This window comes from Mycobacterium sp. IDUB_24, assembly GCF_055419385.1.
In genome coordinates this window covers 954,260-977,125 of the sequence record NZ_JBVAXO010000002.1, presented here as the reverse complement: position 1 = coordinate 977,125, position 22,866 = coordinate 954,260, and the positions used below count along the sequence as shown (strand labels likewise).

Annotated in this window: 17 protein-coding genes; 4 read left to right on the top strand and 13 right to left on the bottom strand. The window is 66.6% G+C overall.

Annotation, left to right across the window (positions count from 1 at the left end):
• Positions 1-40: 40 nt before the first annotated feature.
• Genes cydD through ACZYZF_RS12335 form a run of 3 tightly spaced genes read left to right on the top strand, consistent with a single transcriptional unit; the run spans position 41 to position 3,681 of the window.
• Positions 41-1,594 (top strand): thiol reductant ABC exporter subunit CydD, encoded by a 1,554-nt coding sequence (gene cydD / locus ACZYZF_RS12345; RefSeq protein WP_463745998.1) that lies wholly within the window; start codon positions 41-43, stop codon positions 1,592-1,594.
• On the top strand, positions 1,581-3,113 hold the full coding sequence (locus ACZYZF_RS12340; protein WP_463745927.1) for an ATP-binding cassette domain-containing protein: 1,533 nt from the start codon (positions 1,581-1,583) through the stop codon (positions 3,111-3,113). The genes cydD and ACZYZF_RS12340 overlap by 14 nt, the downstream gene beginning before the upstream one ends.
• 10 nt (positions 3,114-3,123) lie before the next feature.
• Positions 3,124-3,681: a DUF4190 domain-containing protein gene (locus ACZYZF_RS12335; RefSeq protein WP_463835819.1), complete on the top strand. Its 558-nt coding sequence runs from the start codon at positions 3,124-3,126 to the stop codon at positions 3,679-3,681.
• Between the two features lie 6 nt (positions 3,682-3,687).
• On the opposite strand, the gene ACZYZF_RS12330 is transcribed toward ACZYZF_RS12335, so the two are convergent.
• From ACZYZF_RS12330 to ACZYZF_RS12275, 12 genes are all read right to left on the bottom strand, one after another.
• Positions 3,688-4,560: an acyl-CoA thioesterase domain-containing protein gene (locus tag ACZYZF_RS12330; protein WP_463745925.1), complete on the bottom strand. Its 873-nt coding sequence runs from the start codon at positions 4,558-4,560 to the stop codon at positions 3,688-3,690.
• Between the two features lie 15 nt (positions 4,561-4,575).
• Positions 4,576-5,994, bottom strand: coding sequence for a pyruvate kinase (gene pyk / locus ACZYZF_RS12325; RefSeq protein WP_463745924.1), 1,419 nt, complete (start codon positions 5,992-5,994; stop codon positions 4,576-4,578).
• Between the two features lie 24 nt (positions 5,995-6,018).
• Positions 6,019-7,521, bottom strand: a complete 1,503-nt coding sequence (locus ACZYZF_RS12320; RefSeq protein WP_463745923.1) for a glutamate synthase subunit beta — start codon at positions 7,519-7,521, stop codon at positions 6,019-6,021.
• On the bottom strand, positions 7,514-12,079 hold the full coding sequence (gltB, locus tag ACZYZF_RS12315) for a glutamate synthase large subunit (RefSeq protein ID WP_463835818.1): 4,566 nt from the start codon (positions 12,077-12,079) through the stop codon (positions 7,514-7,516). The genes ACZYZF_RS12320 and gltB overlap by 8 nt, the downstream gene beginning before the upstream one ends.
• Before the next feature lie 85 nt (positions 12,080-12,164).
• Entirely contained in the window at positions 12,165-12,578 is a 414-nt protein-coding gene (locus tag ACZYZF_RS12310) for a DUF2752 domain-containing protein (protein ID WP_463835885.1), read from the bottom strand.
• Positions 12,568-12,966: a TM2 domain-containing protein gene (locus ACZYZF_RS12305; protein WP_463835817.1), complete on the bottom strand. Its 399-nt coding sequence runs from the start codon at positions 12,964-12,966 to the stop codon at positions 12,568-12,570. The genes ACZYZF_RS12310 and ACZYZF_RS12305 overlap by 11 nt, the downstream gene beginning before the upstream one ends.
• A gap of 27 nt (positions 12,967-12,993) precedes the next feature.
• Entirely contained in the window at positions 12,994-15,489 is a 2,496-nt protein-coding gene (lgt, locus tag ACZYZF_RS12300; protein WP_463835815.1) for a prolipoprotein diacylglyceryl transferase, read from the bottom strand.
• Positions 15,486-16,274: a tryptophan synthase subunit alpha gene (gene trpA, locus ACZYZF_RS12295; RefSeq protein ID WP_463835814.1), complete on the bottom strand. Its 789-nt coding sequence runs from the start codon at positions 16,272-16,274 to the stop codon at positions 15,486-15,488. The genes lgt and trpA overlap by 4 nt, the downstream gene beginning before the upstream one ends.
• Positions 16,271-17,536 (bottom strand): tryptophan synthase subunit beta, encoded by a 1,266-nt coding sequence (gene trpB / locus ACZYZF_RS12290; RefSeq protein WP_463745918.1) that lies wholly within the window; start codon positions 17,534-17,536, stop codon positions 16,271-16,273. Before trpB ends, trpA begins: the two co-directional genes overlap by 4 nt.
• 37 nt (positions 17,537-17,573) lie before the next feature.
• Positions 17,574-18,392 (bottom strand): indole-3-glycerol phosphate synthase TrpC, encoded by an 819-nt coding sequence (trpC, locus tag ACZYZF_RS12285; RefSeq protein WP_463745917.1) that lies wholly within the window; start codon positions 18,390-18,392, stop codon positions 17,574-17,576.
• Between the two features lie 83 nt (positions 18,393-18,475).
• Positions 18,476-19,096 (bottom strand): TIGR02234 family membrane protein, encoded by a 621-nt coding sequence (locus ACZYZF_RS12280; protein WP_463835812.1) that lies wholly within the window; start codon positions 19,094-19,096, stop codon positions 18,476-18,478.
• The gene (locus tag ACZYZF_RS12275; RefSeq protein WP_463745915.1) at positions 19,093-20,622 is read right to left on the bottom strand and encodes an anthranilate synthase component I; all 1,530 of its coding nucleotides are present in this window, start codon (positions 20,620-20,622) and stop codon (positions 19,093-19,095) included. The genes ACZYZF_RS12280 and ACZYZF_RS12275 overlap by 4 nt, the downstream gene beginning before the upstream one ends.
• A gap of 70 nt (positions 20,623-20,692) precedes the next feature.
• Here ACZYZF_RS12275 and ACZYZF_RS12270 point away from each other — a divergent pair, with 70 nt between their 5' ends.
• A complete protein-coding gene (locus ACZYZF_RS12270) occupies positions 20,693-21,148 on the top strand; it encodes a peroxiredoxin (protein ID WP_463745996.1) in 456 nt (151 codons plus the stop codon).
• Here ACZYZF_RS12270 and ACZYZF_RS12265 read toward each other — a convergent pair.
• Positions 21,135-22,793: a 2-isopropylmalate synthase gene (locus ACZYZF_RS12265; RefSeq protein WP_463745995.1), complete on the bottom strand. Its 1,659-nt coding sequence runs from the start codon at positions 22,791-22,793 to the stop codon at positions 21,135-21,137. The genes ACZYZF_RS12270 and ACZYZF_RS12265 overlap by 14 nt on opposite strands.
• Positions 22,794-22,866 lie beyond the last annotated feature (73 nt).

Below are 22,866 nucleotides of genomic sequence, written 5' to 3'. Positions count from 1 at the left end.
CGCACTCGGCATCCGGGGAGCCACCGGGTCCACGGCGGCGCTGCGGCGCCACCTACTGGCGACAGTCGTATGCGGCTTCACCGTCAGTGCCTGCACCATTGCCGCAGCCGTTGTGCTGGCGCACATCGTCGCCGCGATCATCACCGAACCGGGCTCGGCGGCCGGCCACGGCGGTGCGCTCGTCGCGTTGTCGGCGCTCTGGATTCTGCGCGCCGCCGCCCACTGGCTTCAGGGCCGGCTCTCCCAGCGCGGCGCCACCGCGGTGATCGGAGAATTGTCCAGCCAGGTGCTGCGCTCGGTAACCGCGGCACCGCCAAGGCAATTGGCGGCCGACCGTGACGCCGCCGCCGCAGTGGTCACCCGTGGCCTCGACGGGCTCCGGCCCTACTTCACCGGCTATGTGCCCGCAATGGTGCAGGCGGCGGTCCTCACCCCGTTGGCAGTGGTGGTGATGGCGTGCTACGACCTTCAGGCCGCGGCGATCGTGGTGATCGCACTCCCCCTGATCCCGGTGTTCATGGTGCTGATCGGACTGGTCACCGCCGAGCGGTCGGCGGCTTCGCTGGCCGCGATGACGACGCTGCAGGCCCGGCTACTCGATCTGGTGGCCGGGATTCCGACGCTACGCGCCCTCGGCCGGGCTGCCGGTTCGGTCCAACGGATCACTGACTTGGCTGCCGCACACCGGCGTTCCGCCATGGCAACCCTGCGGATCGCATTCCTCTCCTCGTTGGTGCTCGAACTGCTGGCCACTTTGGGTGTGGCGCTGGTAGCAGTCAGCGTCGGCCTGCGACTCGTCTACGGCGAGATGACCCTGACGGCCGGCCTGACAGCGCTCCTGCTGGCCCCGGAGGTGTTCTGGCCGCTGCGCCGCGTGGGCGCGGCGTTTCACGCGGCACAGGATGGCAAAACCGCAGCAGAACAGGCCTTTCGGTTGTGCGATACGCACGCACCGACCGAAGGTGTTGTGCGCCCGAGCAATACCGCACCGACGATCGAGTTGAGCGGCCTGGGTCCAGTGGGCGAACCCGGTCGGGTCACCGTGCTGACCGGACCCAACGGGGCGGGAAAATCGACTGCGCTGCAAGCCATTCTCGGATTGGCCACGCTGCCCTCGGGGCCCGTGCGGGTTGACGGAGTTAATGTCGTGGACCTGGACCTGACGGCCTGGTGGCACTGCGTCGCCTGGCTGCCCCACCGGCCGGTGCTGATCCCGGGGACCGTCCGCGAGAACCTCGAACTACTCGGACCACTGGCCGACCCGGACCGGGCCTGCCGCGATTCGGGATTCGACGACGTGCTCGATGACCTACCCGACGGGCTCGACACCAGGATCGGCCGCACCGGGGTCGGGCTGTCACTGGGCCAGCGACAACGGTTGGGGCTCACCCGCGCACTCGGGTCATCGGCACGGGTGCTGCTGCTCGACGAGCCCACCGCCCACCTCGATCTCGCTCTGGAACAACGGGTGTTGCAGGCCATCGTCGCCCGGGCCCGTGCGGGCGCAACGGTCGTGGTAATCGGGCATCGGGATCCGGTGCTGGCCATCGGCGACCAGGTGATCACGATTGGTGCCGCACATGTTTCGTCGTGACCCGCTGCTGCGACTGACCCTGGACCTGCTGCGGCCCCGGTTGAGCCGGCTGATCCTGGCCGGCGTCCTCGGCGTGCTCTCACTGGGCAGTGCGCTGGCCCTGGCGGGCGTCTCGGCGTGGTTGATCACCCGGGCCTGGCAGATGCCTCCGATCCTGGACCTGTCGGTGGCCGTGGTCGCGGTTCGCGGGCTGGGCATTTCACGCGGGGTACTCGGGTACTGCCAGCGGCTGGCCGCCCACGACACGGCGCTACGGGCGGCGGCCAACGCCCGCACCGGGCTGTACCGCAGGCTCGCGACGGCACCCGACGACGACGCGACGCGGATGGACAGTGGCGAATTGGTGTCCCGAGTCGGTAGTTCCGTCGACGAACTGGCCGATGTAGTGGTGCGCTCTGTGCTGCCGATCGTGGTGGCCACAGTGCTCAGCGCGGTGTCCGTCGGTGTCATCGCGATCATCTCGCCCAGCGCGGCGGCGGTGTTGACGCTCTGCCTGCTGATCGCCGGCGTGGTGGCCCCGGCGCTCACCGCCCGCGCCGTGGCAGCCGCGGAATCCGTTGCTGTCCAACATCGTGGTGACCGCGACTCCGCCACGATGCTGGCCCTGGAGTACGCCCCGGAATTGCGGGTGAGTGGACGGCTCGACGACGTCATCGCCACCGCGGAGCACCACCACCGCGACTGGGGGCACACCGCTGACCGGGCCGCTGCCCCGGCAGCGCTGGCCGCCGCGATGCCCAGCATCGCCATCGGCGCCGGCGTTCTGGGCGCCGTCGTCGCGGGCATCGCACTGGCCCCCACGACCGCTCCGACCACCCTCGCCATCCTGATGCTGCTGCCGTTGTCGGCCTTCGAGGCCACCACCGCCCTTCCCGACGCCGCCGTCGGACTCACCCGATCTCGCATCGCGGCACGGCGCCTGCTCGAACTCACCGAGGGCGATCCTCTGGCCCGACGACGACCCCCGGCCCCCTCGGTCGATCTGCCCGACGGGGGTCGGCTCGCCGTCGTCGGACCCAGCGGCTCGGGAAAAACCACGCTGCTGATGGAGCTGGCCGAGCGGCTCGATGAAACCCCTGGACGCGCAGCATTTTTCGCCGAGGACGCGCACATCTTCGAGACCACGGTGCGGGACAATCTGCTTGTGGCCCGCGGGGATGCCACCGACCCCGAACTGCTGTCCGCGATCGAGCGTGTCGGCCTCGCCGAATGGCTGACCGCGCTGCCAGACGGGCTGTCGACCGTGCTCGAAGGTGGGCACACCGCGTTGTCGGCCGGGCAACGACGCCGGCTACTGCTGGCGAGGGTGCTCCTGTCAGATTTCTCTGTCGTCCTTCTCGACGAGCCGACCGAGAACCTCGATGCGGCCGACAGTCAACGCATCCTGGCCGAAATCCTCACTCCGGGTGACTGGTTCGCCGCAGACCGGACCGTCGTCGTCGCGACCCACCATCTGCCGGATACGCTCGGCTGTCCTGTCGTCCACTGCCCGCAACCCGGCGCCGTCATCGGCGGGTAGCCTCGCAGACATGACCGACGAGCGATCAAACCCGCCCGGGTCTGAGGAGCCACAGCCGACCGGACCTCCCCCACCACCGGCGTATCCCTACGGGCCGCCCCCTGGCGCATTTCCCGGGGCCTACCCGACACCTCCGCAACCGTACGGTGGGTACCCGATGCAGCCCAGCCCGCGCGGGCCGGCCAACGGGCTCGGTACCGCCGCCCTGATTCTGGCCATCGTTGCCCTGCTGCTGACGTGGTCGGTGATCGGTGGGCTGATATTCGGCATCGTCGCGCTGGTTCTCGGATTCCTCGCCCACGGCCGCTGCCGACGAGGAGAGGCCACCAATAGCGGGGTTGCCGTCACCGGAATCGCACTCGGCGCGATCGCCTGTGTGCTGTCCCTGGTATTCGTCGGCATCTGGGTGTACTTCGGCCAGCGCTGGTTCGACGATATCGGCGGCCGCGACTACGTGCACTGCCTGCAGCGGGCGGGCGACGACACCGCGGCCCAGCAGCGCTGCGAGAACGAGTTCGAGCGGCGGGTGGAGGATTCGTTCGGCGTGACGCCGACCACCAGCCGCTGAGCCGGCTCACGACTTGGCGGCGCCTGGGAAATGCTTGACGATTCCTTCTTGCACCACCGTCGCCACCAAGTGGCCCGACGCGTCGAAAAAGTGTCCGGTACCCAACCCCCGGGATTCCGCGGCCACCGGCGACGTGGTCGAGTACAGCACCCACTCGTCGAACTTGATCGGTCGGTGAAACCACACGGAGTGATTCATCGTCACCGCAAAGATCCGATCGAAACCCCATGACAACCCGTGGGTCGTGATGATCGAATCGAGCACCGTGGTATCCGAGGAGTACACCAGCGCCGCACCGTGCAGCACCGGATCGGAGGGCATGATGCCTTCGGTCTTGAGCCACACGCGGTTGTAATCGAGCTTGCCGCCCTTGTCCCGCATCACCCAGGACGGGTCGTTGGTGTACCGCCATTCGATCGGGCGCAACGCCTCGACGAACAACGGCACCGTCTTCTCGTAGCCGCGCAGCAGTTCATCGATCTTGGGCAGCGTGTCCGGATGCGGAACCTCAGGTGCGGGCACGCTGTGCTCCAGCCCGCGGCCGGCGTTCATGTAGGACAGCATCACGGTGGTCAGCAGGTTGCCGTCCTGCATGACATCCACCCGGCGGTTGGCGAACCGGCGCTCGTCACGCAGCCGCACCACGTGGAACTCCAGATCCTTCTCGGGATCGCCACCGGCGATGAAGTGCGCATTCAACGCACTCGGTGCCAGCTTGTGTTCCAGCGTGCGCCCGCCGGCGACGAACGCCTGCGCGATCATCTGGCCGCCGAAGGTACGCACCGGGTTCTTACTCGGATGTGAGCCGGTGAACAGGTTGTCGTCGACGCGATTCAGATCGAGAACAGCCAGCAGCTCCTCGAAATCCGGGTGTGTCAAGGAATGCCTTTCGCGCTAGACGTCGTCCTCCCCGATGCGGTGCACATGGATCAGATTCGTGGAGCCTACTGTGCCCGGAGGAGCGCCCGCGACGATGACCACCAGCTCACCGCGCTTGTAGCGGCCAAGATCCAGCAGCGACTTGTCGACTTGGCGGATCATGTCGTCGGTGCTCTTCATCTGAGCCACGATGAACGTCTCGGTGCCCCAGGTCAGGGCGAGCTGGCTGCGCACCTCGGGAAGCGCCGTGAACGCCAGCACCGGAAGCGGGGTGTGCAGCCGGGCCAAGCGTCGCACCGTATCCCCGGACTGGGTGAACGCGACCAGCGCCTTGGCGTCGAGCCGCTCCCCGATATCGCGGGCCGCGTACGAGATCACCCCGCGCTTGGTGCGCGGCGTGTGCGTCAGCGGCGGCACCGTCACCGAGTTGTCCTCGACGGCCTTGATGATGCGAGCCATCGTCTTGACGGCCTCCAGCGGGTACTTGCCGACCGAGGTCTCGCCCGAGAGCATCACCGCGTCCGCGCCGTCCAAGACGGCGTTGGCGACGTCAGAGGCCTCGGCCCGGGTGGGCCGGGAACTGTCGATCATCGACTCCAGCATCTGAGTGGCGACGATGACGGGTTTGGCGTTCTCCCTTGCCATCTGGATGGCGCGCTTCTGCACCAGCGGAACTTCTTCCAGCGGCAGCTCGACGCCGAGGTCACCTCGGGCCACCATGATCGCGTCGAATGCCAGCACGATGGCCTCGAGGTTTTCGACGGCCTCGGGCTTCTCCAGCTTGGCGATCACCGGCACCCGCCGGCCGACCCGGTCCATGACCTCGTGCACCAATTCGACGTCGGCGGGTGAACGCACGAACGACAACGCGACCAGGTCCACACCGAGCCGGAGCGCGAACTCGAGATCGTCGATGTCCTTCTCGGACAGCGCCGGCGCCGTCACGTTCATGCCGGGCAGCGACATGCCCTTGTTGTTGCTGACGGGACCGCCTTCGGTGACCGTGCAGACCACGTCGTTGCCCTCGATCTGGTCAACCACCAGACCGACGTTGCCGTCGTCGACAAGGACCCGATCCCCGGGCCGGGCATCCTCGGCCAACCGCTTGTAGGTGGTCGACACGCGATCGTGCGTGCCCTCGCAGTCGTCGACGGTGATCCGCACCGATTCGCCGCTCGCCCAGTACGTCGGGCCCTCCGTGAAACGGCCCAACCTGATCTTCGGCCCCTGCAGGTCAGCCAGCACACCCACTGCGTGGCCGGTGGCATCCGATGCCGCCCGGACCCGCTTGTAGGCGGCCTCATGGTCTGTGTAGTCACCGTGGCTGAAGTTCAGCCGAGCGACATCCATCCCGGCCTCGACCAGGGCCCGTACCGTGTCATCGGTGCTGGTAGCCGGGCCAAGCGTACAAACGATTTTTCCGCGTCTGCTCACGTCGTGCCAGTCTAGTTGATCGATTCAGAGAACGGCCAGAGGCAGGGTGCCGGGCCGTACCGGGGACGGCAGATCCGACTCACCCATCAGGTAGGCGTCCACCGCATGCGCCGCGCTACGGCCCTCGGCGATGGCCCACACCACCAGCGACGCGCCACGGTGCGCGTCACCACACACGAACACCCCGGGTGCGTCGGTCTGCCAGTCCGAACCACAGGACACGGTGCCGCGGGGGGTCAGTTTCAGGTCCAGCCCGTCGAGCAGCGCCATGTGCTCGACGCCCTCGAACCCGATGGCCAGCAGCGCCAGGTCACAGGGAATCTCCAACGACTCGCCCACCGGGGTGATCTCACGGCGCCCCTCCGCGTCGCGGGTCACCTGGACCTCGGCGATCTCGATGGCCCGCACATGACCGCTGTCGTCGCCGATGAACCGCTGCACCGCCACCTCGAACCGGCGCGCACCCCCTTCGGCGTGCGCCGGGGAGGTGCGCAGCACCAACGGCCACGTCGGCCACGGCGAGAGGTCGTCGTCGCGGGTCTCGGGCGGCTCGGTGTTGTAGTCGAGCTGAGTCACCGAAGCCGCACCCTGGCGGTGTGCGGTGCCCAGACAGTCCGCGCCGGTGTCGCCGCCACCGATGATCACGACGTGCTTGCCCGCCGCCGAGATCGGTGAGGACGCGTCGCCCTCGCATTCGCGGTTGGCGGGCACCAGATGGTCCATCGCCAGGTGCACGCCGTCGAGTTCACGGCCGGGCACCGCGTTGTCGCGGCCGCGCAGCGCGCCGACCGCCAGCACCACCGCCTGATGGCGCTGACGCAGCTGCTCGACGGTGACATCGACCCCCACCTCGCACTCGGTGACGAATCTCGTTCCCTCCGCCCGCATCTGGGCCAAACGCTGATTAAGTACCGACTTCTCCAGCTTGTACTCGGGGATCCCGTAGCGGAGCAGCCCGCCCACCCGGTCGTCACGCTCGTACACCGTCACCTCATGACCGGCGCGGGTGAGTTGTTGTGCGGCAGCCAGACCCGCAGGGCCCGAGCCGACGACTGCGACGCTCCTGCCCGTGGTGATCGCGGCGGGCTGTGGTTCCACGGTGCCGTTCATCCACGCGTGGTCGGCGATCGTCTGCTCGATCCGCTTGATCGTCACACTGCCGCCGGTCTGCTCCTCCGAGATCGAGAGCACGCAGGCCGATTCACACGGCGCCGGGCACAGCCGTCCGGTGAACTCCGGAAAGTTGTTGGTGGCGTGCAGGCGATCACTGGCCGCATCCCAACGCCCCCGCCGGACCAAGTCGTTCCATTCCGGGATCAGATTGCCCAACGGGCAGCCTGCCTTGCCGGAATGACAGAACGGGATCCCACAATCCATACAGCGCCGCGCCTGCTGCGACACCTCACCGGCGCGCGCATTGGGATCCTCGCGCTCGTACACCTCGCGCCAGTCCCCCACCCGCTCCTCGACCGGCCGCTTGGCCGCCTCGATCTTGGGAACACGAAGAAATCCGGTCGGATCAGCCACGGCTGGCCTCCATGATCGCGCTGTCCACATCACGTCCCTCGGCCTTGGCCATCCGGGTCGCCTGCAGAACACGCTGGTAGTCGGTGGGCATAACTTTGGTGAATTGCGCGCTTCGCCTTGGCCAGTCGGCCAGAAGCGAGTACGCCAGGGTGCTGCCGGTGTAGCGCGCGTGGCCGGCCACCACATCGTGCAGCCAGGCCAGATCCTCTGCTTCCAACTGCTGCAGCTGCACCATTTCGGTGTTGACCTTGGTCGGGTCCAGACCGAGCACGAACGCGATGCCACCGGACATACCGGCAGCCAGGTTGCGCCCGGTCCTACCCAGGATCACCACGCGGCCGCCGGTCATGTACTCGCACGCGTGGTCTCCGACACCCTCGACGACGGCCAAGGCCCCGGAATTGCGGGCGCAGAAGCGCTCACCGACCCGGCCCCGCAAGAACACCTCGCCCGAGGTCGCGCCGTAGAGCAGGGTGTTGCCGGCGATGACGTTGTCCTCGGGCAGGAACAGCACATCGTCGGGCGGCCGCACGATAACCCGACCGCCGGAAAGCCCTTTGCCCACATAGTCGTTGGCATCACCGATCAGATCCAGCGTGACTCCCGGCGGCAGAAATGCTCCGATCGACTGGCCGGCGGACCCGGTGAGGGTGACGTGAACGGTGTTGTCGGGCAGTCCGGCGGCACCGTAGCGGCGCGTGACTTCCGACCCGAGCAGGGTACCCACCGTCCGGTTGACGTTCCGGACGGGAAGCTCCAGCCGAACCGGTAGAGCATCCTCGAGTGCGCCCTCGGCAAGTTGGATCAGGGTCCGATCGAGGGCTTGCTCGAGTCCATGATCCTGATCGCGCACCCGTCGCCGCTGCGTCATGTTGCCGTGGGCATCGAGCGGTACGGCGAACACCGGACTGAGGTCGAGCCCCCGGCTCTTCCAGTGCGCCACGCCGGGTTCGGTGTCGAGCACCTCGGCATGGCCGACGGCCTCGTCGATGCTTCGGAATCCCAGCTCGGCGAGGTATCGGCGGATGTCCTCGGCAATGAACGTGAAGAAGTTCTCCACGAACTCGGGCTTGCCGTTGAACCGCGCCCGTAGTTCGGGGTTCTGTGTGGCCACCCCGACCGGGCAGGTATCCAGGTGACAGACCCGCATCATGATGCAGCCGGACACCACCAGCGGTGCCGTGGCGAAGCCGAACTCCTCGGCACCCAGGAGCGCCGCGACGATCACATCGCGGGCACTGCGCATCCCGCCGTCGCACTGCACGGTGATCCGGTCACGCAAACCGTTGAGCACCAACGTCTGCTGGGTGTCGGCGAGGCCGATCTCCCACGGCGCCCCGGCATGCTTGAGCGAGGTCAGCGGTGCGGCACCGGTGCCGCCGTCGTACCCGGAGATCAGCACCACATCGGCATGCGCCTTCGACACCCCGGCCGCAACCGTGCCGACCCCGACGCTGCTCACCAGCTTCACGTGAATCCGGGCGTCGGCGTTGGCGTTCTTCAGATCATGGATGAGCTGGGCCAGATCCTCGATCGAATAGATGTCGTGGTGCGGAGGCGGCGAGATCAACCCCACACCCGGTGTCGAGTGCCGGGTCTTGGCGATGTTCGGATACACCTTGTAGCCCGGAAGTTGACCGCCTTCACCCGGTTTGGCCCCCTGCGCCATCTTGATCTGGATGTCGGTGGCGTTCACCAAATAGTCGCTGGTGACGCCGAAGCGGCCCGAAGCAACCTGCTTGACGGCGCTGCGCCGCCGCGGATCGTAGAGCCGGTCGACATCCTCGCCGCCTTCGCCGCTGTTCGACCGGCCACCGAGGTTGTTCATGGCGATGGCCATGGTCTCGTGAGCCTCCGCCGAGATTGACCCGTAACTCATTGCACCGGTGTTGAACCGGGTCACGATCGACTCGACCGGCTCGACCTCGTCGAGCGGGACCGGGGGTCGCAGCCCCTGCTTGAACTCGAACAGGCCACGCAGCGTCCCACCTTCCCGGGACAGCCGATCGACCTCCTCGGAGTATTTGGAGAAGATGTCACGGCGCCCGGTACGGGTTGAATGCTGCAGCAGGAACACCACTTCCGGGGTGAACAGGTGCAGCTCCCCTTCCCGGCGGAACGCGTATTCGCCGCCGACCTCGAGACGACGATGCACCCGTTCGGTGGGGTTCTCCGGATACGCGCGCCGGTGGCGTAGCTTGACCTCCTCGGCCAGCACGTCCAGTCCCACGCCGCCGAGCTGGCTGGTGGTACCGGTGAAGTACTCATCGACGACTTCGCGGCTCAGCCCGATCGCCTCGAAAACCTGCGCGGCGGTGTACGACGCGACCGTGGAGATGCCCATCTTGCTCATCACCTTGACCACGCCCTTGCCGAGCGCCTTGACATAATTGCGCACCGCGGTGGCGGTTTCGATACCGGTCAGCTCACCCTCGCGGACCAGGTCCTCGATCGACTCGAAGGCCAGGTAGGGATTGACCGCGGCGGCCCCGTACCCGATGAGCATGGCGATGTGATGGACCTCGCGGGCATCACCGCTTTCCACCACCAGCGCCACCTTGGTGCGTTCCTTGGTCCGCACCAGGTGGTGGTGTACCGCCGAAACCGCCAGCAGCGACGGGACCGGAGCCCGCGTGTGATCGGAATCGCGATCGGAGATCACCAGTGTGCGAGCACCTTTGGCGATCGCCTCGGTGGCCCGCAACTGCAGGTCATCGAGCGCTTCGGCCAGCCCCTCGCCGCCGGCCTCGACGTCGTAGAGCGCACGCAGGACGGCGGTCCGCAGACCGGGATGGTCGCCGTCGTCGTTGATGTGGACGATCTTGCTCAGCTCATCGTTGTCGAGAACCGGCCAACGCAAGACGATTTGGCGGCAGGACGCGGCCGAGGGTTCCAGCAGATTCTCCTCGGGCCCCATCACCCGCGCCATCGAGGTGACCACCTCCTCGCGAATGGCATCCAGCGGCGGGTTGGTCACCTGGGCGAACAGTTCGATGAAATAGTCGTAGAGCAGCCGTGAGCGCTTCGACAGCACCGCGACGGGGGTATCGGTCCCCATCGAGCCGAGCGGCTCTCCACCCGACGCCGCCATCGGGGTCAGCAGGATCCGCAGTTCCTCCTCGGTGTAGCCGAACGCGATCTGCCGCCGCACCACCGAGTCGTGATTCGGCTGAATCCGGGACCGTTCGGGCAACGTGCCGAGATCCAGCAAGCCGGCATGCAGCCACTCACCGTAGGGTTCGGCCGCGGCCAGCTGCTCCTTGATCTCGTCGTCTCCGATGATGCGGCCGGCGGCGGTGTCGACCAGGAACATCTTTCCGGGTTGCAGCCGGCCCTTGGCGACGATCTCGCCCGACGGCACGTCGAGTACGCCGCTCTCACTCGCCAGGATGATCCGATCATCAACCGTGCGCCACCAGCGTCCCGGCCGTAAACCGTTGCGGTCCAACACCGCTCCCACCACCGTGCCATCGGTGAAGGTGACGCAGGCCGGCCCGTCCCATGGTTCCATCAGAGAGGCATGGAACTTCCAGAACGCGCGCTCCGCGGCATCCATGGTGGTGGCGTTCTGCCACGCCTCCGGGATCATCATCAGCACCGCGTGCGGCAGGCTGCGTCCGCCCAGGTGCAGCAGCTCGAGCACCTCGTCAAAGGACGCCGAATCGGAGGCATCCGGGGTGCAGATCGGCGACAACCGGCTCAGGTCACCGGGAATCCGGGCGCTGGCCAGTAGCGCCTCCCGGGCATGCATACGGTTGCGGTTCCCGCGAACGGTGTTGATCTCCCCGTTGTGCGCGACGAACCGGAACGGATGCGCCAGCGGCCAGGACGGAAATGTGTTGGTGGAGAAACGACTGTGCACGATCGCGATCGCACTCATGCAACGCGGGTCTCGCAGGTCCGGAAAGTATTGCGGCAGCTGCATTGTCGTCAGCATGCCCTTGTAGACGATTGTCCGGCTGGACAGCGATGCAAAGTACACCGCGTCGACACCGGTGCCCTGCTCGGCCCGCTTGCGCAGCGGGTAGACCTTGCGGTCCAGATCGATACCGCCCGCCCGGACGCCGTCGGACTCCGGCGCCGCGATGAACAACTGGGCCATGTGAGGCATGCACCCCAGCGCAGTCAGGCCGATACCGGCCCCGTCGGGATCGACAGGCACCGCGCGCCAGCCCAGCACCTCAAGACCTTCCTCGGCGGCCAGTGCCTCGATGCGGGCGCACGCGGCACTGCGCGCGTCCTCATCCTGCGGCAGGAAACAGATGCCGGTGGCGAAGGTATTGCTGCCGTCGGCGGCGGGGCCCGGCAGTGCGAAGTCGACCACGTGCCGCAACAACTCGACGGGCAACTGCAGCAGGATGCCGGCGCCATCCCCGCTGTTGGGCTCGGCCCCGGCGGCACCGCGGTGTTCGAGGTGTTCGAGCGCGGTCAGACCGTCACTGACGATGCCGTGGGAACGGCGGCCCTGAATATCGGTGATCATGGCCACGCCGCAGGAATCGGCCTCATTGGCCGGGTCATAGAGCCCCTGCGCGTCTGGCAATGCCGAGAACAGCACTTGATCGCACCTCCGCAAGTCCGGAACATCCTGGTCCCGGGACTGCACCGGCCCGAATTTTCAGTGTATCAGCGCAGGTGGGCTACTACAGAGTGCTTATCGTCGGGACCAACGGGAAGCCCGGGAGGTTCCGCACCACCGTCCAGACCACCACCGTGACCACGATCGTCACCACCGCCGCCACTGGGAACAGCGGCTTGCCCAGCCGCCACCGGACCAGCATCCACACGATCAGGACCGGAAGTCCCACCAGGGCGAATACGTTGTCGACGACAGCCGCACCCATATCACCGTGCAGCAGGTCATGGGTCATCCGCAGACCACCGCAGGCCGGACAATTCCACCCGGTCAGACCCTTGAACGGGCACTCAGGGAACAGAAAACCCGGGCGGTGTGGATCGGCCACACCGATATAGGTCAACGCGCCGGCACCGAGCACTCCCGCGGTCAGCAGCGAATACCGCCCCGCCGTCGTGGTGGTGAGGCCGCTAGGTTCCATCACGCAGGGGACGCCCGTACGGATCGCGGACCCTGTCGGTGAGGATCAGGATCGCATCGATGAGCCCCCAGATTATGGCGCCGATGCCACAAGTGGCCAAGCCCACGATCAGCTGGGCGACGCCCAATCCGGTCTGGCCCAGGTAGATCCGCCCGATGCCCACAAACCCGAACAGGCCGACCAACTGCAGCAGACCGGCAACCACCTTCGACTTGTCGGAGAGCGGCTCGCCGGTGACCGGATGACGACCAAATGGCGCACTCGGATCCACAAACGACGGCGGATACGGCTGGTAGCCGGCCGGTGGCGGCGGATATCCTGCGGGCGGCGGAAACCCGCCCGGCGACGGGATATCCGAGGGGCCTTCGGACTGCGACGGATCGGTCATACCGTCAGGATGCCAGACACCGGATCCTTACCGGTTACGGCGCAACCAGCGACGTACCCGGCCACCCTGCTTCACCGGTTCGGGATGCGCGACAGCAGCGTCCGCCTTCGGCTCTGGCTCCCCCGCAACCTCGTCCTCGGATTCGTCGTCCGCTTCATCCGCATCGTCAGCTACTTCGGCCTCAGATTCGTCGTCGACGTCATCGGTCACTTCGGGGTCTGACTCATCACCGGAGACCTCGTCGACTTCTTCATCGGTCTCTTCGGACGTCTCTTCGGCCAGCTCAGCGTCGTCTTCAGCCTCCACCGATTCGACAGATCCGGATGCGTCTTCGGCGTCGTCTGACGCTGCGGCGTCGGACCCTTCGACCTCATCGGTCACCGACTCGTCATCGGTATCGGACTCCGTCGGAGCCGCACCCTCAGCCACAGCCTCTTCCGTAACGGCAACCTCTTCGATGTCGTCCGCCGATTCAGGCTCAGCCTCGTCTTCGGTGCCCGTGGACTCCTCGTCGGTGCCCGTCTCGGACTCCTCGGTGGCCTGCTCGGCTGCAGCTTCGCCCGCTTCTGCGTCGTCGGGCTCCACGGCTTCGTCTACGGGGACCTCAACCTCGTCGACCTCGTCGGCGACATCCTCGTCGGCCTCAGCCTCGGTACCGGCGACGATTTCTTCGGCGTCGTCCGCCGATTCAGGCTCAGCCTCGTCATCGGTACTCGTGGACTCCTCGTCGGTGGTCTGCTCGGCTGCAACTTCGTCTGCTTCTGCGTCGTCGGACTCTTCGACCTCGTCGGTGCCCGACTCGTCGTCGGCATCGGACTCCGTCGGAGCCGCACCCTCAGCCACAGCCTCTTCCGTAACGGCAACCTCTTCGATGTCGTCCGCCGATTCAGGCTCAGCCTCGTCTTCGGTACTCGTGGACTCCTCGTCGGTGCCCGACTCGGGCTCCTCGGTGGCCTGCTCGGCTGCAACTTCGTCTGCTTCTGCGTCGTCGGACTCCACTGCTTCGTCTACGGGGACCTCAACCTCGTCGGCAGCATCCTCGTCGGCCTCAGCCTCGGTACCGGCGACGATTTCTTCGGCGTCTGCCTCCGACTGGGCGGTATCGGCGCCAACGGCCGCCTCGGCAGCCTCTAGGTCTGCGTCCTCGTCAGCTGCCGCACCGTCGGTGACTTCCTCGGATTCGGCGTCCTCGTCGCTTTCAGCTTCCGGCTCACCTTCAGCGGCGTCGGAATCATCGGCATCTTCGAGGGACTCGTCGACGACGTCAGCGTCAGGTTCAGCGGTCTCGGCCTCGTCATCGGCCTTAGCGTCGGCGGACCCGTCGTCGGCAACATCCTCGTCAGCGACCTCATCGGCCTCATCCTCAGATTCGGCTTCTGGCTCACCTTCGGCTTCTGCGGACTCCTCTTCGTCGCCCTCGGCTTCTTCAGCGTCACCAGACTCTGTGCTGATCGCCTTCAGTTCGATGGCCGCGGCCGCCTCGGCTCCGTCGTCTTCGCTGGCGCCGACCTCATCGGGATGCATGTGGTCGGCATCCTCGGCGTCCTCGTCATCGTCTTGCCCCGCCGCCGTTGCCGCCGCGACAACACCGGTGGTGGCCGCCGCGGCAACGAGTTCCTTGCCGAGTTCGTCCAGCGCCGACTCGTCCTCTTCGTCCTCGCGCTTACCTGCCAAGGTCGCCGGGTCTTCCCGGCCCTTGGTCGCCAACATGATGTAGACCACGGCGCCGATGAACACGAAGGTCGAGGTGAACGTATTGATACGGATGCCGGCGAACTCGGTTGCCGGGTCGCTGCGCATCAACTCGACCAGGAAACGGCCCGCGCAGTAGCCGGCCACATAAAGCGCGAACAGCCTTCCGTGGCCGAGTTTGAACTTGCGGTCGGCCCAAATGAGCAGCGCGAAAACCAGTAGGTTCCACAGCAATTCGTAGAGGAAGGTGGGGTGCACCACCCGTAGGACCTCGCCGGTCGACACTCCGTTGAGATCATCGACCCGGCCGAGGGAGTTCACGCGTTTGTAGATCTCCAGGCCCCACGGCAATGTGGTGTCGCCGCCGTACAGCTCCTGGTTGAAGTAGTTGCCGAGCCGGCCGATCGCCTGAGCCAAGATGATTCCCGGAGCGATCGCATCACCGAAGGCCGGCAGCGGAATTCCGTGCGAACGGCAACCGATCCAGGCTCCGACGCCGCCCAGTGCGACGGCGCCCCAGATTCCCAGACCGCCCTGCCAGACCTGGAATGCCGCCCCGAGTCCCTTTCCGGTCGGCCCGAAATAGGTGGGCCAGTCCGTCATGACGTGATACAACCGGCCACCGACGAGCCCGAAAGGCACTGCCCACAAGGCGATGTCATAGATGACGCCGGCCTGCCCACCCCGCGCCTGCCAACGCCGGTCGCCGATCACCAGCGCGGCGATGATGCCGACGATGATGCACAGCGCGTACGCGCGGATCGGCACCGGCCCCAGATGCCAGACGCCCTGCGACGGGCTGGGCAAATACGCGAGCACGGTAGTGGTCAAGCTGAAATCCTCTGCCTAACGCCGATGGCCAGTTCTTCGGTGAGGCGGCGGACGGCGTCCAACCCCTCGCTCAACGCCGACACCAGTGCCGACCCGACGATGACGCCGTCGGCGTAGGCGCCGATCTCGGCAGCCTGCGCTCCCGAGCGCACACCCAATCCGACCCCGACGGGGATATCGGACACTTCCTTGACGCGCCGCACCAACTCGGGTGCCGCGTTCGAGACCACATCGCGCGCGCCGGTGACGCCCATCGTCGAGGCGGCGTAGACGAAACCTCGCGATGCTTTCACCGTCGACGCGAGCCGTTCCGGCGTCGAGGACGGGGCTACCAGGAAGATCCGGTCCAGATCATGTTCCTCGGATGCGGCGATCCAGTCGACGGCTTCCTCGGGAATCAGATCGGGGGTGATCAGTCCGCATCCACCGGCTGAGGCCAGGTCGCGGGCAAATGTGTCAACGCCCTTGCGCAGCACCGGGTTCCAGTAGGTCATCACCACGGCGCGGCCGCCGGCGTTGCTGATCGCCTCGACCGCGGTCAGGGTGTCGCGCACCCGAACCCCGCCCGCCAGTGCGGCCTCGGCGGCGGCGGCGATGGTGGGACCATCCATTCCTGGATCCGAGTAAGGCACGCCGACTTCCACCAGGTCGCAACCGGACTCGACCATCGCCGTCATCGCTGCGATCGACGTCTGAACGTCCGGGAACCCGGTCGGGAGGTAGCCGATCAGCGCGGCACGGCCCTCGGCGCGGCAGCCGTCGAACAACTCCGCCAGCCGGCTCATCCCGCGCTCCCCTCATCGAGCAGCCCGAACCACGTGGCCGCCGTCTCGACGTCCTTGTCACCACGTCCGGACAAGTTCACCACGATGATCGATCCACTGCCCAGTTCAGGTCCCAGCTTGAGTGCACCGGCCACCGCGTGCGCCGACTCGATCGCCGGAATGATGCCCTCGAGGCGGCACAGCAGCGAGAACGCATCCATCGCCTCGGTATCGGTGATCGGGCGGTACTCGGCACGGCCGATGTCTTTCAGGAAAGCATGCTCAGGTCCGACACCCGGATAGTCCAAACCGGCCGAGATGGAATGCGATTCGATCGTCTGGCCATCCTCGTCCTGCAACAGGTAGGAGAATGAACCCTGGAACGCACCGGGCGAGCCACCCGCGAATGTCGCAGCGTGCCGCCCTGTTTCGACACCGTCGCCGGCGGCCTCGAAACCGACCAGCCGGACCGCCGGGTCATCGATGAACGCGTGGAACACGCCTATGGCGTTCGAACCGCCACCGACACACGCGGTGACCGCGTCGGGCAACCGACCGGCCTGATCAAGGATCTGCGCTCTGGCCTCCAAACCGATCACGCGCTGGAAATCACGCACCATCAGCGGGAACGGATGCGGGCCGGCAGCCGTCCCGAAGCAGTAGTAAGTGTCATCGGCGTTGGTGACCCAGTCCCGGAATGCCTCGTTGATGGCGTCCTTGAGGGTCTTGGAACCAGCCTCGACCGAGACAACGGTGGCTCCCAGCAGCCGCATCCGCGCGACGTTGAGGGCCTGGCGGGCGGTATCCACCGCGCCCATGTAAATGATGCATTCGAGACCGAGCAGCGCGCACGCGGTGGCAGTGGCCACGCCGTGCTGACCGGCGCCGGTCTCGGCGATGACGCGAGTCTTACCCATCTGCCGCGCGAGCAGCGCCTGCCCCAGAACATTGTTGATCTTGTGAGAACCGGTGTGGTTCAGATCTTCTCGCTTGAGGAAGATGCGCGCGCCGCCTGCATGCTCGGACAGGCGGGTGGCCTCGTACAGCGGGGACGGCCGGCCACTGTAGTGACGCTGTAACCGGTCCAGCTCATCGAGGAAGGCTTGATCACCGCGGGCCTTCTCGTAGGCCGCGGTCACCTCCTCGATGACTGCCATCAGCGCCTCGGGGACCAACCGGCCACCGTAAGAACCGAAATGTCCCAGCGCGTCGGGATCGTGAACGGTCGGTTCGGCCACGCCTGCGCTGGAACGGGGCAACTCGGGCCCCGCGAGATCCGCCATCAAACAGCCTTTTCGTGCAAGCGGCTCATCGCCTGGTTCAGCGAGCCGGTTTCGGGCAGGACGGGTGCGTACCGGCGGTGACCAGGTCGGCGACCGCGGTGCGGGGATCCCCGCTGGTCACCAGGCCCTCACCGACCAGCACGGCATCGGCACCCGCGCCGGCATACGCCAGCAGATCAGCGGTTCCACGAACTCCGGACTCCGCGACACGGATGACATTGCTGGGCAATCCCGGCGCGATCCGACTGAAGCAGTCGCGGTCGACTTCGAGCGTCTTGAGGTCGCGGGCGTTGACACCGATCACCGTGGCGCCGGCCTGCAACGCCCGGTCGGCCTCTTCTTCGGTGTGCACCTCGACAAGTGCCGTCATCCCGAGAGATTCCGTGCGCTCGAGCAGCGATTCCAACACCGGCTGCTCCAGCGCCGCGACAATCAACAGCAACAGGTCGGCACCATGGGCCCGGGCCTCATGGATCTGGTATGGCTTGATGACAAAGTCTTTGCGCAACACCGGGATTGACACCGCGGCCCGCACTGCGTCGAGGTCCTCCAGAGATCCGTTGAACCTGCGCTGCTCGGTGAGCACGCTGATCACCCGCGCACCACCGGCCTCATACGCCTGCGCCAGCTTCGCCGGATCGGCGATGTTGGCCAGCTCGCCCCGAGACGGACTTGCGCGCTTCACCTCGGCGATCACGGCAATTCCCGGTTCCCGCAACGCAGCCATCACGTTGAGGGGAGGAGGTGCGTCCTGGGCCCGCGCCTTGATATCAGCCAAGCTGATAACGGCCTCGCGGGCGGCAACGTCGGCGCGGACTCCCTCGATAATGGAGTCGAGCACTGTGGCCGAACTCATCGCCCGTCGGTTCCTTTCTGGTGCCTCCGGGCCGGTCCCGGTTGCCCTCCCTCGAAGGGTAGCCGTCGCCACACCTTCACCATTCACCGGCCCTTACTGTCCGGATCAGTGCCCTCGCCGGTCGGATCGTGACCTTCGTCCAGCGCATCCCACAGCATTCGCTCCGACATCGGCTCATCACCGCCGTCACCCCTGACTGCCTCCCGCCGCGCCGCGGGTGCCGCATAGCGGCCCGCATTGCCGCCCTTCGCGCTGTTGGCCGACCGCATCAGCAGCACCGCACCGACCAATGCACACACCGCTGCCACCAGGGTCAGCACTGCGCCCCCGAAGGAACGACTGGTCCCGCCCCCAGCTGCGGTCAGCTGGGAAACCGGAACAACTGCCAGGTCAGCGGCCCGCTGCGCCACATCCTTGACCACCCACAGGCTGATCCCCAGGTACCCCATCCCGGCGCTGGCAGCAGCGATCAGCAGGGCCAGTAACCGCAACGCCCAGCCGTGCACGGCCAGCACCGCGACCGCGGCCGCCAGCACCAGCAGTGCCAGCGGGATCAAGGCCGTCGACCAGGATGCGCCCGTCAACGCCGTGGTCTTGGGCTTACCCAGCCCATCGAACGACGTCACCGATACCCAGGTCATCCGCGACGCGACCCACAACATCACCGCCGCGACGACGAACAGCGCCTGCGCCACCCGGGTCACGGCTCGGCCAATGTGTCAGCGGCGGCAATGGCGTTGAGCACGGCTTTCGCCTTGTTCGCCGATTCGTTGTACTCGTAGGGGCCGTTGGAATCGGCCACAACTCCCCCTCCGGCCTGCACATAGGCCGTGCCGTCCCGCATCAGTGCGGTCCGGATGGCAATCGCGAAGTCGGCGTTTCCGGCGAAGTCGAGGTAGCCCAGCACGCCGCCGTATAGGCCGCGCCGGGTCATCTCGACCTCCTCGATCAACTCCATGGCCCGCACCTTGGGTGCCCCGGAAAGAGTGCCGGCCGGGAAACATGCCGTCACCGCGTCCAGCGCGGTCTTCCCCTCGGCCAACTCCCCGGTCACCGTGGACACCAGGTGCATCACATGGCTGTAGCGCTCGATATGGCTGTAGTCCTCGACCCGCACGGTGCCCGGGCGGCACACCCGCCCCAGATCGTTGCGGCCGAGATCGACGAGCATCAGGTGCTCGGCGCGTTCCTTCTCGTCGGCCAGCAGTTCCTTTTCGAGCAGCACGTCTTCTTCCTCGGTGGTGCCGCGCCACCGCGTACCCGCGATCGGGTGGGTGGTGGCCCGGCCGTCTTTCACTGTGACCAGAGCCTCGGGACTGGAGCCGACAACCGAAAAGTCCAGTCCGCCATCGGCATCGGGAACGTTGAGCAGATACATGTACGGGCTCGGGTTGGTCACCCGCAGCATCCGGTAGACATCAATAGGATCCGCTCTGGTGGTCATCTCGAACCGCTGTGAGGGCACCACCTGGAACGCTTCGCCGGCCTCGATGTCGCCGACGAGCTTCTCGACGATCGCGGTGTACTCCTCCACCGTGCGCTGCGCGCGGTGATCAGGCACAGGGCGGCTGAACGTCGCCACGGTGGACGACAGCGGCTGCCCGAGGGCGGTGGTCATCACATCGAGGCGTCGCACCGCATCGTCATACGCCTCGTCAACCCGTTCGTCGGTGCCGTTCCAGTTCACCGCATTGGCGATCAAGGTGATGGTGCCCTCGTGGTGGTCGACGGCCGCGATGTCGGTGGCCAGCAGCAGCACCATGTCCGGCAGTCCCAGATCGTCGACAGCGAGCTCTGGGAGCCGTTCCAGCCGGCGCACCATATCGTAGGCGAAATAGCCCACCAACCCCGATGACAGCGGCGGCAGATCGGGCACCGCCTCGGTCTGCAGCAGATCCAGCGTGGCTCGCAAAGCTGCCAACGGCTCGCCGCCGCTGGGTGCGTCCTTGGGTGCCGTACCCAGCCACACCGCCTCGTCGTTGCGGACCGTCAGGGCCGAGGGGGCACCGGCGCCGATGAACGACCATCGTGACCACGAGCGACCGTTCTCGGCCGATTCCAGCAGGAACGTGCCGGGACGGTTGGCGGCGAGCTTGCGGTACGCGGACAACGGCGTCTCGCTGTCGGCCAGCACCTTGCGCGTCACCGGGACCACGCGGTGCTCGGAGGCCAGCGCCCGGAAATCCTCGCGCGATGTGGTGCGGGTGAGGCTGTCGGGGGTGGTTTGCACAGACCAATCCTCCCAGATCGACGTAGCAGGACTGGCATGCAGACGGCTAGCGTGGGCGACCATGACACAGATCAGGACCGGTGACACCGTTCCCGACTTTGAACTCCCCGACCAGACCGGCACGATTCGCAGTCTGACGAGCCTGCTCGCCGACGGCCCGGTGGTGCTGTTCTTCTATCCGGCGGCGATGACTCCGGGATGCACCAAGGAGGCCTGTCACTTCCGCGATCTGGCCGGCGAGTTCACCGCCGCCGGGGCGAACCGGGTCGGGATCAGCACCGACCCGGTCGCCAAACAGGCCAAGTTCGCCGACATCCAGAATTTCGACTACCCGCTGCTCTCGGATGCCGACGGCAAGGTGGCGGCCCAGTTCGGGGTCAAGCGTGGCCTGCTGGGCAAGCTCATGCCCGTCAAGCGGACCACGTTCGTCATCGACACCGACCGCACCGTGCTGGCGGTGATCTCCAGCGAGATCAGCATGGACACCCATGCTGACAAGGCACTGGAAGTGCTCAAGGCGCGTTGACCGCCCGCAGCACCGCCGCCATCGACGCCGCGAGTACCGAATCGCTGCGCCCGCACGCCCATCCGGTGCGAGTGGCCGACCGGTACTCCAGGTAGCTGACGGCGGTGCTGCCGATCGACTGCTGGGTCAGACTCAACACCTCGACCGAATGGCCGATCTCCTCCAGCGCGGCCCGCAGTGCATCCACCGGGCCGATGCCACGATGGCTGCTGGTCACGGTGCGGCCGTCGCACACCAGCGTGAGGTCGGTGACCGCGGCTGCACCGTCGCCGCCGGTGTGCCAGTCCTTGAGGTGCACCGGCCCGGCGGGATCGAGATAGGCCGCTTCGAACAACTCGAACAGTTCGGCGGCGGTGATCTCGGCACCACTCTCGTCAGTGTGCGTCTGGACGTGGCGGGCGAAATCGATCTGCAGGCGGCGCGGCAGTTCCAGTCCGTATTCACCTGCCAGCAGGTACGCAATCCCACCCTTGCCTGACTGCGAGTTCACCCGGATCACCGCGTCATAGGTGCGGCCGATGTCGGCCGGGTCGATCGGCAGATACGGTACCCGCCAATCGATTTCATTCTCCGGCCGCCCCGTGTCCACGGCGCGTCGGCGATGTTCGGCGAACCCTTTCTTGATCGCATCCTGGTGTGTTCCCGAAAACGCCGTGTGCACCATGTCCCCGACATACGGATGGCGCTCGTGGATCGGCATTCGGGTGCAATGACTGACTGTCCGCGCGATCTCGTCGATGTCGGAGAAGTCGATCATCGGGTCCACACCCTGCGCATGCAGATTCAATGCCAAGGTCGCGATGTCGACATTGCCCGTGCGTTCACCGTTGCCGAACACGCAGCCTTCGACCCGCTGCGCCCCGGCGAGCACCGCCAGTTCGGCACACGCGATGCCCGTTCCCCGATCATTGTGCGGATGCACCGACAAGATGACGCTGTCACGGCGAGATACGTTGCGGTGCATGTATTCGATCTGATCGGCATACACATTCGGGGTGGCGACTTCGACGGTGGCCGGCAGGTTCAAGATGACCGGACGATCAGGCGTGGCTTGCCACCGCACCGTGACCGCGTCGCACAACTCCAGCACATAGTCGGGCTCGGTGAGGTTGAACACCTCCGGCGAGAACTCGAATCGCACATTGGGCATGCCGTCGGTGCATTCCAGGACGTCTTGCGCGCCGTTCAGAATGAGATCCCGCAGTTCGGTACGGGTTTTCCCCAGCACCACGTCGCGCCAGGTCGGTGCGGTGGCGGTGTACATGTGGATGACGACGTCGTTGCCGATGCCACGAACCGAGTCCACGGTCCGTTCGATCAGATCGCGGCGCGCCGGCACGAACACCACGATGGTGACATCCGGCGGGGCGATGTCGGATTCCGCCAGCAGCCGGACGAAGTCGAAGTCGGTCTGCGACGCGGATGGGTATCCGACCTCGATCTCCTTGTAGCCCATGGCGACGAGCAGTTCGAAGAACCGGCGTTTACGGGCCGGATCCATCGGCTCGGCCAGCGCCTGGTTGCCGTCCCGCAAGTCGACCGGAACCCACAGCGGCGCGGTAGTGATGCGTGCGGTGGGCCAATCGCGTTGCACCAGAGGGACTTCAACACGGTCGTAGATGCTGGCGTAGCGATGTGATGGCATCTGGGATTGCCGCTGCCGGTTCCACGTCGGTGCGGTCGCCGGGACTTCCCCGGCCGGGGTGTCGATGGTGGGA

What these genes read in the sequence shown, in the direction of transcription:
- ACZYZF_RS12340 (WP_463745927.1), top strand. Translation starts at nt 1,581, where the DNA reads ATGTTTCGTCGTGACCCGCTGCTGCGACTGACCCTGGACCTGCTGCGG.
- ACZYZF_RS12335 (WP_463835819.1), top strand. Translation starts at nt 3,124, where the DNA reads ATGACCGACGAGCGATCAAACCCGCCCGGGTCTGAGGAGCCACAGCCG.
- ACZYZF_RS12310 (WP_463835885.1), bottom strand. Translation starts at nt 12,578, where the DNA reads ATGGAACCTAGCGGCCTCACCACCACGACGGCGGGGCGGTATTCGCTG.
- ACZYZF_RS12305 (WP_463835817.1), bottom strand. Translation starts at nt 12,966, where the DNA reads ATGACCGATCCGTCGCAGTCCGAAGGCCCCTCGGATATCCCGTCGCCG.
- trpA (WP_463835814.1), bottom strand. Translation starts at nt 16,274, where the DNA reads ATGAGCCGGCTGGCGGAGTTGTTCGACGGCTGCCGCGCCGAGGGCCGT.
- trpB (WP_463745918.1), bottom strand. Translation starts at nt 17,536, where the DNA reads ATGGCGGATCTCGCGGGGCCCGAGTTGCCCCGTTCCAGCGCAGGCGTG.
- trpC (WP_463745917.1), bottom strand. Translation starts at nt 18,392, where the DNA reads ATGAGTTCGGCCACAGTGCTCGACTCCATTATCGAGGGAGTCCGCGCC.
- ACZYZF_RS12265 (WP_463745995.1), bottom strand. Translation starts at nt 22,793, where the DNA reads ATGCCATCACATCGCTACGCCAGCATCTACGACCGTGTTGAAGTCCCT.